Origin of the sequence: Streptomyces melanosporofaciens, from assembly GCF_900105695.1 — a bacterium.
GTDB lineage: Bacteria > Actinomycetota > Actinomycetes > Streptomycetales > Streptomycetaceae > Streptomyces > Streptomyces antimycoticus.
Genome location: NZ_FNST01000002.1, coordinates 8,053,978 through 8,068,937 on the forward strand (window position 1 = coordinate 8,053,978; position 14,960 = coordinate 8,068,937).

The window sequence follows — 14,960 nt, forward strand, 5'->3', positions numbered from 1 at the left end:
CGTTCGATGTGATGGACGAGGAGTTGGGTGTCTGATGAGTGAGCAGCAGCTTCGGGACTACTTGCACCGGGTCACCGCCGACCTCAAACGCACCCGCCGGTCACTGCGCCGCTACGAGGCCATGGCCACGGAGCCGATCGCGATCGTCGGCATGGCCTGCCGCTACCCGGGCGGTGTGCGCACCCCCGAGCAACTGTGGGACCTCGCGGTGTCCGAAGTGGACGCGATCACCGAGTTCCCCACCGACCGCGGCTGGGACCTGGCCTCGATGCGAGACCGCCTGGCCACCGAGGCCAGCGGGTTCCTGCGGGACATCGACCGGTTCGACGCCGAGTTCTTCGGGATCAGCCCCCGGGAGGCGGTGGCGATGGACCCCCAGCAGCGGCTGCTGCTGGAGACGGCGTGGGAGGCGGTCGAGCGCGCGGGCATCGCTCCCGACTCCCTGCGGGGCAGTGACACCGGCGTGTTCGTGGGCACCTGTGCCCAGGACTATCCGGAACTGCTGCGGGACACCGTCGACCAGGTCGAGGGCTACGTCGGCACCGGCAGCGCCGCCAGTGTGATGTCGGGACGGATCTCCTACACCCTCGGGCTGGAGGGCCCCTCCCTGACGGTGGACACCGCGTGCTCGGCATCCCTCGTCGCTCTCCACTCGGCGGTACGTGCCCTCCGCGCCCGGGAGTGCTCGCTGGCCCTGACCGGCGGCGTGGTCGTGATGACCACGCTCTCGCCCTTCCTGGAGTTCACCAAACAGGGCGGCCTCGCTCCGGACGGCCGGTGCAAGTCGTTCTCCGACGACGCGGACGGCACGGCGTGGTCGGAGGGGGCGGGCATGCTCGCGCTGCAGCGGCTCTCCGACGCCCAGCGCGACGGCCACGAGGTGCTGGCGGTGATCCGCGGCTCCGCCGTGAACTCCGACGGCGCCTCCAACGGCCTGAGCGCACCGAACGGCACCGCACAGCAGCAGGTCATCTGGAGCGCGCTGGAAAACGCCGGACTCGCACCCTCCGATGTGGACGCCGTGGAGGCGCACGGCACGGGCACCCGGCTGGGTGACCCGATCGAGGCCGGTGCGCTGCTCGCCACCTACGGTCAGGACCGCCAACGTCCGCTGCTACTGGGCTCGTTGAAGTCGAACATCGGCCACTCCCAGGCGGCGGCCGGGGTCGGTGGCGTCATCAAGATGGTGGCGGCGCTGCGCGCGGGAGTACTGCCCGGGCTGCTTCACTTCTCGGCGCCGTCCTCGCGTATCGACTGGGCGTCGGGTGCGGTCTCCCCGCTGGCGCACACGGCCGACTGGCCAAAGGGCGGTCGGCCGCGACGTGCCGGAGTGTCGTCCTTCGGCGTGTCCGGCACCAACGCCCACGTCATCCTCGAGCAGGCGCCGGAACCCCAGACGCCCGAGCGGCCTCTGCTCGCGGAGGACGAACAGGTCGTGTGGCAGCTCTCCGGCAGGAGTCTGCCCGCGCTGCGCGCCCAGGCACGGGCGCTGGCGGACCACCTCGAGGCCCGGCCCGACCTCGGCTCGGCGGACCTGGCCTACTCCCTGGCGACCACCCGCACACGGTTCGAGCACAGCGCGGTCGTGGTCGGGGACCGGAAGACCGCGTGCACCGCTTTCGAAGCCATGGCCCGCGGTGAAGAACCGGGTGCCGTCACGCTGTCCGCCGCCCGGGTCACCGACTCCCGTCCGGTGTTCGTGTTTCCGGGGCAGGGGTCGCAGTGGGTGGGGATGGCGGTGGAGTTGTTGGATTCCTCGCCGGTGTTCGCCGGGGCGATGGAGGAGTGTGCGGGGGCGTTTGAGGGGTTGGTGGAGTGGTCGTTGGTTGAGGTGTTGGGGGATGAGGTGGCGTTGGGGCGGGTTGAGGTGGTGCAGCCGGTGTTGTTCGCGGTGATGGTGTCGTTGGCGCGGTTGTGGCGGTCTTTTGGGGTGGTGCCTGCGGCGGTGGTGGGTCATTCGCAGGGGAGATCGCGGCGGCGTGTGTGGCGGGTGTCTTGTCGTTGGAGGATGCGGCGCGGGTGGTGTGTGTGCGGTCGAGGTTGATCGCGGAGGGGCTTGCGGGGCGTGGCGGGATGGTGTCGGTCCCGCTGTCCCGGGCCGAGGTGGAGGAGCTGGTTACGCCGTTCGGTGATGAGCTGGTGGTGGCGGCGGTGAACGGTCCTGAGTCGGTGGTGGTCTCGGGTACGTCCGATGCGGTGGCGGCTTTGGTGGAGCGGGAGCCGCGGGCTCGCCGGATCGCGGTGGACTACGCCTCGCACTCCCCGGTGGTGGCGGAGATCCGGGACGCGGTCCTGGCGGGTCTGCCCTCGGTGCGGCCGGTCGCCGCCGAGGTGCCGTTCTACTCGTCGGTGACGGGCGGCCGGGTCGATGGTGCCGAGTTGGGTGCGGAGTATTGGTTCCGCAACCTCCGTGAGCGGGTGGATTTTCATGGTGCGGTGTCGGGGCTGGTGGAGGGTGGGTTCCGGGTCTTCCTGGAGATGAGTCCGCATCCGGTGCTGACGACGTCGATCGAGGAGACGGCGGAGACCGTCGCGCTGGGCACCCTGCGCCGCGGCGAGGGAACACTCGACCGGATCCGCCTCTCGCTCGCCCTGGCGCACCGGCACGGGATCCCCGTGGACTGGAGCACCGTCTTCCCCGACGCCATTCGCGTGGAACTGCCCACGTACGCCTTCCAGCAGCAGCGCTTCTGGCCGCGTGCCGGTGCGACCTCGATGGACGTCACCGCGGCGGGGTTGAGCGTTCCGGAGCATCCGCTGCTCGGGGCCGGGATCGAGCTGCCCGGCGACGACGGCTATCTGTTCACCGCCCGCCTGTCGCTCGGCACTCACCCCTGGCTGGCGGACCACGCCGTGGCCGGGACGGTGCTGCTGCCCGGAACCGCCCTGCTGGAGATGGTCATCCACGCGGCCGACGAGGTCGGTTGCCACCGGGTCGACGAACTCGTGCTGGAGAAGCCGCTCGTCCTGCCGGGACAGGGGAGTGTTCAGCTACAGATCCGGTTGGACCGGCCCGCCGCCGACCAACGCAGGACCGTGCGCGTCTTCGCACGCGGTGGAGCCGGCTGGACACAGCACGCCTCCGGCACACTGTCCACCGGCGACGAGGGCGGCGCCCCCGCGCCGTCGATGACGTCCTGGCCGCCCCCGGGCGCGCAACGGATCGAGGCGGCAGGGGTGTACGACGACCTCGAAGCCGAGGGATACGGCTACGGCCCGGCGTTCCGGGGCCTGAGCGCAGCGTGGCTCACCGAGGACGGGGCCTGCGCCGAGGTGGTCCTTCCCGAGCACGTGCGGGCCGAGGCGGGCGCCTTCGGGCTGCACCCCGCGCTGCTGGACGCCGTCCTGCACGCGACCGGCCTGCTCGGCAGCACACGTGTGCTGCCGTTCGCCTGGAGCGGGGTGCGCCTGTACGCGACCGGGGCCACCTTCCTGCGCGCCCGGCTGCGCGGCATCGGCCCGGACACCGTCGAGCTGACCGTCGTCGACCCGGCGGGCGCGCCGGTGCTGACCGCCGAGTCCCTGGTGCTGCGCCGGCACACCGCTGTGGACTCCGTCCTCGACGCCCCGCTGTACCGGCTCGCCTGGCGGCCCGTGCCCGCCGACCCGGGCCACGCCCGTACCGTCGTCGAACTCGACCCGGGGACCTGGGCACTGCCCGACTCCGTCGCCGGTGTCGACGCGGCCATGGTCCGCCTCGATCGGGCGGACGGGGAGATGCCGTCCGCCACCCATCAGCTCACGGCACGGGTGCTCGGCCTGCTGCGGGCGTGGCTGGCCGAGCCGCGGCTCGACGATGTCTCGCTCATCTTCATGACCGAGGGCGGAGTGGCCGTCGGTGACGAGGACGTCGTGCCCGCGGTGGCGGCCGCCCGTGGCCTGATCCGGTCCGCGCAGACCGAGAACACGGGCCGGTTCGTCCTGCTGGACACGGACGAGCCCGGTGTGCCGGACGAGTTGCTGTCGCGGGCGCTGGCCAGTGGCGAACCCCAGCTCGCGGTGCGTGACGGCGCCCTGCTCGCGGCCCGGCTGGCCGAACCGGGCTCGCTGACGCCACCGCCCGGCCCGTCGTGGCGCCTGGAGACCCTGCGCAAGGGCAGCCTCGACGACCTCGTCCTGGTGCCGTGGCCCCGCGCGGAGGAACCGCTCGGACCTGGGGAGGTCCGGGTCGACGTCCGGGCTGCCGGGGTCAACTTCCGCGACGTCTTCGACGCGCTGGGCATGAACCGACGCGCGGCCACCCCGCTGGGGGCCGAGGTGTCCGGTGTCGTGCTGGAGACCGGCTCGGACGTGTCCGGTCTGCGGCCCGGCGACCGCGTGTTCGGTCTCACCGTCGGCGCCTTCGGCCCGCTGACCGTCACCGACCACCGGCTGCTCGCGCCGATGCCCGACGACTGGACCTTCGCGCAGGCGGCGTCGGTGCCCGTCGTGTTCCTGACCGCCTACTACGGTCTGCTGGACCTGTCCGAGGTGCGCACGGGACAGTCCCTGCTGGTGCACGCGGGCGCGGGCGGCGTCGGCATGGCGGCCATCCAGCTCGCCCGGCACTGGGGGCTGGAGGTCTTCGCCACCGCCAGTGAACCCAAGCAGCACGTGCTGCGCTCGCTGGGCCTTCCCGACGACCACATCGCCTCCTCGCGCACCCTCGACTTCGAGCGGCGGTTCCTGGAGGTCACCGGTGGCCGTGGTGTCGATGTCGTACTGAACTCGCTGGCCGGCGAGTTCGTGGATGCCTCGCTGCGGCTGCTGCCCAGGGGCGGGCGGTTCGCCGAGATGGGCAAGACCGACATTCGCACGGCGGTGCCGGACGGGATCGGCTACCGCGCCTTCGACCTGGCGGAGTTGGAGCCCGACGCCGTACAGGAGAGGCTGCGGGCCCTGCTCGACCTGTTCCATGACGGCGCGCTGCGGCCCCTCCCGGTGGTCACCTGGGACGTCCGGCACGGACGTGAGGCGTTCCGGTACATCAGCCGGGCCCAGCACATCGGCAAGGTCGTACTGACCATGCCGCGGCGCTGGAACCCGCGGGGCACCGTCCTGATCACCGGCGGCACCGGCGGCCTGGCCGCGTCACTGGCCCGTCATCTGGTGACCACGCGGGGCGTGCGGCATCTGCTGCTCGTCAGCCGGAGCGGACCGGACGCGCCCGGCGCGGAGCGACTGGTCGCTGAGCTGGCCGAGTACGGGGCCGAGGCCCTGGTGCGCGCCTGCGACGTCGGCGACCGGACGGCGGTGGCGGACCTTCTCGGCACCGTTTCCGACCAGCATCCGCTGACCGCCGTCGTACACGCGGCCGGGGTGCTCGACGACGGCGTGATCCAGTCGCTGACCCCGGAACGGCTGGCCACCAGTCTGGGCGCCAAGGCCGACGGCGCCTGGCACCTGCACGAGCTGACCCGAGACCTCGATCTCGCCGCGTTCGTGCTCTACTCCTCGGCCGCCGCCGTGATGGGCAGCGCGGGGCAGGGCAACTACGCCGCCGCCAACGCCTTCCTCGACGCGCTCGCCGCCCACCGCAAGGCCGCGGGTCTGCCCGCCACGTCGATCGCCTGGAGCCTGTGGGCCGAGGCGAGCGGCATGACCGGCGCGCTGGCCGCACGGGACATCGACCGGATCGCCCGCTCCGGCCTGCCCGCGTTGTCCACCGAAGAGGCGCTGGCCATGTTCGACGCGGCGGTGGCGCAGGACGAGCCCGCGGTCGCCGGGATGCGCCTGGACCTGCCGACTCTGCGGGTCGCCGCGTCGGCGCCGCACATCCTGTGGGCACTGACCGGCACGACCGGCCGCAGGCACGCCGACTCCGACGAAGGCGCCCTCGTCGACCGCCTCGCCCGGATGGGTGCGCCGGACCGGGCCGCCGAGCTGACCAAGCTGGTGCGCGCGCAGGCCGCCGCGGTGCTCGGGTACTCCGACGACGGGTCGCTGGAGGCCGACCGCCCGTTCAAGTCGCTCGGCTTCGACTCGCTGACCGCCGTGGAACTGCGCAACCGGATCGGCACCCTGCTCGGCCTTCGACTGGCCTCCACCATCGTCTTCGACCACTCCTCGCCCACCGCACTGGCCGAGCACCTGTCCTCCCGCCTGGGCGGCGACCAGCCCCAGGAGAACCCGGTGCTCGCCGAACTGGCCCGGCTGGAGGACGCCTTCGCCCGGTTCGACGGCGACGCGGCGATCCGCGAGCAGGTGATGCGCAGGCTGTCGGCACTGCTCGTGACCGACGACACCGAGGCCCAGGAAACCGATCTCGGCGAGGCCACCGACGAGGAAATGTTCGAGCTGCTCGGTAAGGAGTTCGGTATCTCATGACCAGCACAGAGGCCAAGCTGCGGCACTTCCTCAAGGAGACCACCGAGGACCTCCGGCGCACCCGGCGGCAACTGGACAAGCTGCTGGCCACCCGCAGCGAACCCATCGCGATCGTCGGCATGGCCTGCCGGTACCCCGGCGATGTGCGCAGCCCCGAGGAGCTGTGGGAACTCGTCGAGTCCCGCGGCGACGCGATCAGCGAATTCCCCACCGACCGGGACTGGGGCGAGGTGCCGTCGAGCACCCGCTCCGGCGGGTTCCTGCCCGACGCGGCCGAGTTCGACGCGGCGTTCTTCGGGATGTCCCCGAGGGAGGCGCTGGCCACCGATCCGCAGCAGCGGCTGCTGCTGGAGCTGGCCTGGGAGGCGCTGGAGCGTGCCGGGATCGTGCCCGGCACCCTGCGCAGCAGCCGCACCGGTGTGTTCGTCGGCGCGCTGCACCAGGACTACCAGTCGGTGCTCGACAAGGTTCCCGATCTGCCTCCCGGGTTCTCCTCGACGGGCAACGCGTCCAGCGTGATGTCCGGCCGGATCGCCTACACCCTGGGCCTGGAAGGCCCGGCGGTCACCATCGACACGGCGTGTTCCTCGTCGCTGGTCGCCCTGCACCAGGCCACGCTGGCGCTGCGGTCGGGAGACTGCTCCCTGGCCCTGGCGGGCGGGGTGACCGTGATGTCCACGCCGTCGGCCTTCGTCGACTTCACCCAGCAGGAAGGTCTGGCCCCAGACGGCCGCTGCAAGTCCTTTTCCGACGACGCGGACGGCACCAGCTTCTCCGAGGGCGCGGGTCTGCTCGTGCTGGAGCGGCTGTCGGACGCCGAACGCAACGGACACCAGGTGCTGGCGCTGCTGCGGGGCTCGGCGGTCAACTCCGACGGCGCGTCCAACGGCCTCACCGCGCCCAGTGGCTCCGCTCAGCGCCGAGTGCTCAGCAGCGCACTGGACAACGCCGGGCTGCGACCGTCCGACGTGGATGTGATCGAGGCGCATGGAACCGGGACGCGGCTCGGCGATCCGATCGAGGCCGGTGCGCTGCTGGCCACCTACGGCCAGGACCGTGAACGCCCCCTGCTGCTGGGCTCGTTGAAGTCGAACATCGGCCACACCCAGGCGGCGGCCGGGGTCGGCGGCGTCATCAAGATGGTGGCGGCGCTGCGGAGCGGGATCGTGCCGGCGACACTGCACGTGAACCGGGCCAGCTCCCGCGTGGATTGGGCGGACGGCGCCGTCGAACTCGTCACGGCCGCCCGGCCGTGGCCGGAGACCGGTCGGCCACGGCGCGCCGGCGTGTCGTCGTTCGGCATCTCGGGCACCAACGCGCACGTGATCGTCGAGCAGGCGGCGCCGCGGCCGCAGGCCGAAGCCCCGGGAGAAGGGCCGAGCCCGTGGGTGCTCTCCGGCCAGGACGCGTCCGCGCTGCGAGAGCAGGCGAGGCTGCTCGACGCCCACCTGAAGGGCCGCACGCTGTCCGCGCGGGACATCGGCCGTGCACTGGCCCTCTCGCGCACGCACTTCGCGCGGCGGGCCCTGGTCACCAGCCCTGAGGGCCTGCGCGCCCTGGCCGAGGGCGAACCGTCCGCTGACCTGGTGCAGGCAACGGTACTGCCCTCGGCCCGTCCGGTGTTCGTGTTTCCGGGGCAGGGGTCGCAGTGGGTGGGGATGGCGGTGATGTTGTTGGATTCCTCGCCGGTGTTCGCCGCGGCGATGGAGGAGTGTGCGGGGGCGTTTGAGGGGTTGGTGGAGTGGTCGTTGGCAGAGGTGCTCGAAGACGAGGTGGCGTTGGGGCGGGCTGAGGTGGTGCAGCCGGTGTTGTTCGCGGTGATGGTGTCGTTGGCGCGGTTGTGGCGGTCTTTTGGGGTGGTGCCTGCGGCGGTGGTGGGTCATTCGCAGGGGGAGATCGCGGCGGCGTGTGTGGCGGGTGCGTTGTCGTTGGAGGACGCGGCGCGGGTGGTGTGTGTGCGGTCGAGGCTGATCGCGGAGGGGCTTGCCGGGCGTGGCGGGATGGTGTCGGTCCCGCTGTCCCGGGCCGAGGTGGAGGAGCTGGTTACGCCGTTCGGTGATGAGCTGGTGGTGGCGGCGGTGAACGGCCCCGAGTCGGTGGTGGTCTCGGGTACGTCCGATGCGGTGGCGGCTTTGGTGGAGCGGGAGCCGCGGGCCCGGCGGATCGCGGTGGACTACGCCTCCCACTCCCCGATGGTGGCGGAGATCCGGGACGCGGTCCTGGCGGGTCTGCCCTCGGTGCGGCCGGTCGCCGCCGAGGTGCCGTTCTTCTCCGCCCTGCGGGGCGGGCAGATCGAAACCACCGGCCTCTCGGCCGACTACTGGTACACCAATCTGCGCGAGCCGGTCGACTTCGCAGGTGTCGTGTCGGCCCTGCTGGCGGCGGGCCACCAGGTGTTCCTGGAGATGAGCCCGCACCCCGTACTCACCATGAGTGTTGAGCAGACCGCGGAGGCCGCCGGGGCGACGGTCGCCGCCCTGGGCACCCTGCGGCGCGGCGACGGTGGTCTCGGCCAGTTCGTCCGCGCGCTGGGCAGCGCCCATGTGCATGGCGTATCGGTCGACTGGAGCGCCGTCTTCCCCGATGCCACCCGCGTGGACCTGCCCACGTATGCCTTCCAGCGCCGTCGCTTCTGGCCCACCGATCCTGCCGACACCCTCGATTCGCTCCCGATGGCCGAAGGCCCCCAGGACATGCTGGACTTGGTCCGCGGGCACGTGGCGGCCGTGCTCGGCCATCGACGGGCCGCCGACGTACCGGCCGACCGCGCCTTCTCCGACCTCGGACTCGACTCGCTGACCGCGACCCAGCTGCGCACGGCTCTCAGCGACGCGACCGGTCTCGACCTGCCGATCAGCCTCGCCTTCGACTACCCCACACCGGCCGCGGTCGCCGCGTTCCTGACCGGGGCCGCGGACACCCCGATCCGCCGCACGGTCGCCGCGGACGACGGCGACCCGGTGGTCATCGTCGGCATGGCGTGCCGGTACCCCGGTGGCGTCGCCGACCCCGAGGGGCTGTGGCGTCTCGTCCTCGACGAGCGGGACGCCGTATCCGGGTTCCCGACCGACCGCGGCTGGGATCTCGACCAGCTGATGCTGACCAGCACGACCACACAGGGCGGATTCCTGCACGACGCGGGCGGATTCGACGCCGAGTTCTTCGGCATCAGCCCGCGTGAGGCGCTTGCCATGGATCCCCAGCAGCGCGTGCTGCTGGAGACGGCGTGGGAGGCGATCGAGAGGACCGGGATCGACCCGAGTACGCTGCGCGGCAGCGCGACGGGCGTGTTCGTGGGCGCGTCCCAGCAGGACTACCTGGGCGCGGCCGACGGGGCAAAGGCAGGGCTCGGCGGCCTGGTTCTCACCGGCAAGATGTCCGCCGTGCTGTCCGGCCGCATCGCGTACACGCTGGACCTCAAGGGGCCCGCGGTCACGGTGGACACCGCGTGTTCGTCGTCGCTGGTCGCGCTGCACACGGCCGCCCAATCCGTGCGCAGCGGGGAGAGCGCGCTCGCCCTGGCGGGCGGTGCCGCCGTGATGGCCACGCCGTTCGCCTACGAGGAGTTCACCCATCAGGGCGGTCTGGCCGCGGACGGCCGGTGCAAAGCGTTCTCGGCGGACGCGGACGGGACCGGCTGGGCCGAGGGTGCCGGTTTCGTGGTGCTGGAACGGCTGTCCGCCGCCATCCGCAACGGACACCGAGTGCTCGCCGTGCTGCGTGGCACGGCGGTCAACCAGGACGGCGCCTCCAACGGTCTGTCCGCTCCCAACGGAGTGGCACAACAGCGGGTGATCCGGCAGGCACTGGCGAACGCGCGCCTGCGCCCGCAGGACATCGACATGGTCGAGGCACACGGCACCGGCACGGTGCTCGGCGACCCCATCGAGGCCAACGCCCTGATCGCCGCGTACGGCCAGGACCGTGAACAGCCGCTGTGGCTGGGCTCGATGAAGTCGAACATCGGCCATGCCGCCGCGGCGGCGGGCATCGGCGGCGTGATCAAGACGGTATCCGCCCTGGCGCACCGGGTCATGCCACGCACCCTGCATGTGACCGAACCGGCGCCCACGGTGGACTGGCCGACTGGAGTGCGGGTGCTGACCGAGACACTGCCGTGGCCGGAGGCCGACAGGCCGCGACGTGCCGGAGTGTCGTCGTTCGGTGTGTCCGGTACCAACGCGCACGTCATCCTCGAACAGGGCCCCGACCTCCCTGACGAGGCGTCTGCCGACGGCGCCGGGCCGAACGGAGTGCCCTGGCCGCTGTCCGGACGCACCCCTGAGGCCCTGCGGGCACAGGCGGCCCGCCTGGCCGAGCACCTCCGCGACCGTCCCGACCTGCGTCCGATCGATGTGGGCCTGTCGCTCACGACCACCCGCACCGATCTCGCCTGCCGCGCCGTGGCCTTCGGCACGGACGAACTCGACCGGCTCGCCACCCAGAACCGGGCCATGCGCCCCTTCGACTCCCGTCCGGTGTTCGTGTTTCCGGGGCAGGGGTCGCAGTGGGTGGGGATGGCGGTGGAGTTGTTGGATTCCTCGCCGGTGTTCGCCGGGGCGATGGAGGAGTGTGCGGGGGTGTTTGAGGGGTTGGTGGAGTGGTCGTTGGTTGAGGTGTTGGGGGATGAGGTGGCGTTGGGGCGGGTTGAGGTGGTGCAGCCGGTGTTGTTCGCGGTGATGGTGTCGTTGGCGCGGTTGTGGCGGTCTTTTGGGGTGGTGCCTGCGGCGGTGGTGGGTCATTCGCAGGGGGAGATCGCGGCGGCGTGTGTGGCGGGTGTGTTGTCGTTGGAGGATGCGGCGCGGGTGGTGTGTGTGCGGTCGAGGTTGATCGCGGAGGGGCTTGCCGGGCGTGGCGGGATGGTGTCGGTCCCGTTGCCGATGGCCGAGGTCGAGGAGCTGGTCGCGCCCTTTGGTGAGGGGCTCGTGGTGGCGGCGGTGAACGGTCCTGAGTCGGTGGTGGTCTCGGGGACGCCGGAGGCGGTGGCGGCTTTGGTGGAGCGGGAGCCGCGGGCCCGGCGGATCGCGGTGGACTACGCCTCCCACTCCCCGGTGGTGGAGTCGATTCGCGAGGGTGTGCTGGAGGGGCTGACGGGGGTTGATGCCGGGCCGGGTTCGGTGCCGTTCTACTCGTCGGTGACGGGCGGCCGGGTCGATGGTGCCGAGTTGGGTGCGGAGTATTGGTTCCGCAACCTCCGTGAGCGGGTGGATTTTCATGGTGCGGTGTCGGGGCTGGTGGAGGGTGGGTTCCGGGTCTTCCTGGAGATGAGTCCGCATCCGGTGCTGACGACGTCGATCGAGGAGACGGCGGAGACCGTCGCGCTGGGCACCCTGCGCCGCGGCGAGGGAACACTCGACCGTCTGTACCGGGCGCTGGGAGAGGCGTACGCACACGGCGTGTCCGTCGACTGGCGGCCCGCCTACCCCGGTGCCCGCGTGGTCGAGCTGCCCACCTACGCCTTCCAGCACCAGCACTTCTGGGTCACCTCGCCCCGTGAGCGCACCTCCGTCGCGGACCGCTGGCGCCACCGGATCGATTGGTCTCCTTTGCCCGAGCCCACGGTCGTCGCCGAACCGGGACGCTGGCTCGTGCTCGGCGCCACCGGCACCACATGGACCGACTCGGTCGTGCGGGCGCTCGGTGAACGGGCCGTCCAGGTGCCCGCGGAGGCCCCGCGCGCGGAGCTCGCCGAGCGGCTGAGCGCTCAGGCGCCGGCCGACGGAGTCGTTCTCACACCCGAGACGCCCGTGGAAGCCGCGACCATGCTGCAGGCACTCGACGACGCCGGAGTGGCCACGCCGATCTGGATCGCCACCCACGCCGCGGTGGCCGTCGACACCGCCGACCCGCGGCCGCGGATCGACCAGGCGGGCGTGTGGGGGCTGGGCCGGGTCGCCTCCTGGGAGTACCCCACGCACTGGGGCGGCCTGGTGGATCTTCCCCAGGAGCTGGACGAGTCGACAGTCGCCAGGCTGCGGTCCCTGCTCGCCGAGGAGAAGGCCGAGAACCAGGTCGCGGTCCGGTCCACCGGGCTGTACGGCCGCAGGCTCGTCCGTGCGGCTCCCGAGGCGCCTGCCCGAGCCTGGACACCCGAGGGGACCGTCCTGATCACCGGTGGCACCGGCGGGCTCGGAGCGGAAATCGCCTGCTGGGCCGCGGTCCGTGGCGCCGACCACCTCATTCTGCTCAGCCGCCGCGGCGCCGATGCTCCCGGTGCCGAGGCGCTGCGCGAGACGTGCGAACAGGCCGGTGCCCGTGTCACGTTCGTCGCGGCGGACGTCGCCGACCGGGAGCGGATGGCCGCCGTGCTCGACGAGCATCCGGTCACCAGCGTCTTCCACCTGGCCGCGAGCCTCGACGACGGTGTACTGGACAGGCTCACCCCCGACAGCTTCGCCGCGGTCGCGGGGGCCAAGGTGCGCGGGGCGCAGGTGCTGGACGGGCTGACGCGCGGTCGCGGCCTGTCCGCCTTCGTGCTGTTCTCCTCGATATCCGGGGTGTTCGGTGTGCCCGGTCTCGGTGCGTACGCGGCGGCGAACGCCATGCTCGACGCCCTTGCCGTATCCCGCCGCGCGGCCGGCGAACACGCCGTGGCCGTGGCCTGGGGCGCATGGGCGGGTGAGGGCCTGGCCACGCATGTGGTCGGCGACGAGCGGTTGCGTCGCATGGGCCTGACCGCCATGCCCGTCAAGGCCGCGCTGGCCGCGCTGGAACACGCGCTCAACCGCGAGGACGCCACCATCGCCGTGTTCGACGCCGACTGGGACCGTGTGCCGTCCCACACCCGCGACGGCCTGGGCACATTGCTGCACGAGCTGCCCGAGGCCCGCCGCCCGGCGGCCGCCGCCCGCCCCGACCCGGCCGACCTGCGCACCCTGCTCGCCGGGCTCGACGCGGCGCAGCGCACCGCGAAGTTGCGGGACGTCGTCCGTGCCGAGGTCGCGGATGTGCTCGGCCACGACGACGTGGCGGTCATCGACCCGCGCCGGCCCTTCGCCGAACTCGGCTTCGACTCGCTGACGTCGGTACGGCTGCGAAACCGGCTCACCCAACTCACCGGCCTGAGCATGGCCGTCACCGCGGTGTTCGACTTTCCCACCGTGACCGAGCTCGGCGAGCACCTGGCCGGACGGCTCGGCGGCGACGGACTCGACGCCGGGAAACTGCTGGTCCGTCTGGAATCACTGCTCGACGAAGCGGGGCCGGACGACGTGGCCACCCTGTTGAGCGGTATGGAGGCACTGCTAAGCAGCCGACGCCAACAGGCGCTGAGCACGGGCCACTTCGCCTCGTCCAGCGACGAGGAGATGTTCAGCTTCATCGACCAGGACCACGCCCAGCCGCGCAACTGACTTCGAGACACGCCCCAGGCCCGCGTCGCTCGCTCAGGCCCCTCACCTCGCTCACGCGCCATCCCAAGGAGACTCCCGCGATGACCGCTGTCGACAATCAGATCCGCGCCTACCCGTTCGGCCCACAACACGGACTCGACGAGGACCCCGCGTACGAAGAGGCCCGCCGTGCCGGGACCCTGACCAGGGTGCAGATGCCCTACGGCGGCCCGGGCTGGCTGGTCACCCGCTACGACGACATCAAGGTCGTGCTCTCCGACCCCCGGTTCAGCCGCACGGCCACCCTGGGGAAGGACGTCGCGCGCAGTACGCCCGCGATCGAGACCGACATGTCCATCCTCTCCATGGACCCTCCCGACCACACCCGGCTGCGCAGGCTGGTGGCGCAGGCGTTCACCATGCGCCAGGTCGAGCGGCTGCGCCCGGCGATCGACGAGATCATCAACGATCTGCTCGACCGGATCGAGGCGGACGGCACCACGCCGGACCTGGCCCGGGCGCTGACCTGGCCGCTGCCGGTGCGGGTGATCTGCCATCTGCTCGGTGTGCCGATCGCCGACCACGAGAGGTTCGCCCAGTGGACCGACGACATCATGTCGGTGGCCTCCGAAGACCTCGAACTGATCGTCAAAGCCAGGGACGGTCTCATCGCCTACCTCGCCGAGCTGATCGCCCAGCGCCGCGCCGAGCCCGCCGACGACCTGCTGAGCGCGCTGGTTCTGGCCAGGGACCAGGACGAGCGCCTCAGCGAGCAGGAACTCGTGGTGTTCGGCATGACCCTGCTGCTCGCCGGGCACGAGACCACGGCCAACCAGGTCGGCAACTTCCTCTATTTGCTGCTGAGCCGCCCCGAACGGTGGCAGCGGCTGGTCGACGACCCGAGCCTGGTGCCCCAGGCCGTCGAGGAGCTGCTGCGGTACACCCCGCTCGCCGCGGCGGGCAACTTCCCCCGGATGGCCATCGAGGACGTCGAGCTCGGCGGCACCCTCGTCCGGGCGGGCGACGTGGTGGTCGTCCATATGGCCGCGGGCAACCGGGACGCCAGCGTGTTCGAGCGCCCCGACGAGATCGACTTCGACCGCGACGCGCGCGCCCACATCGCCTTCGGCCACGGCGCACACCACTGTCTGGGCCACCAACTGGCCAGGGCGGAACTGCACATGGTCCTCACCGCCCTGGTGCGCCGGTTCCCCGGCCTGCGCCTGGCCGTCCCCGCCGACGAGGTGCCGTGGCGGACCGAACGGCTCGTGAACGGCGTCAGCGCGCTGCCGGTCACCTGGTGACCCCGCGACCACGGCAACC

Annotated in this window: 2 protein-coding genes and 1 pseudogene; all 3 read left to right on the forward strand. The window is 71.9% G+C overall.

Features of this window, described 5'->3' with window-relative positions:
* Positions 1–34 precede the first annotated feature (34 nt).
* The 3 genes and pseudogenes from BLV72_RS52185 (at position 35) to BLV72_RS36895 (ending at position 14,941) form a co-directional block, all read left to right on the forward strand.
* Positions 35–6,306, forward strand: a pseudogene (locus BLV72_RS52185) (SDR family NAD(P)-dependent oxidoreductase).
* Positions 6,303–13,658 (forward strand): type I polyketide synthase, encoded by a 7,356-nt coding sequence (locus BLV72_RS50505; protein WP_093467845.1) that lies wholly within the window; start codon positions 6,303–6,305, stop codon positions 13,656–13,658. Before BLV72_RS52185 ends, BLV72_RS50505 begins: the two are co-directional and overlap by 4 nt.
* 80 nt (positions 13,659–13,738) lie before the next feature.
* On the forward strand, positions 13,739–14,941 hold the full coding sequence (locus BLV72_RS36895; RefSeq protein WP_093467847.1) for a cytochrome P450: 1,203 nt from the start codon (positions 13,739–13,741) through the stop codon (positions 14,939–14,941).
* Positions 14,942–14,960: the final 19 nt, after the last annotated feature.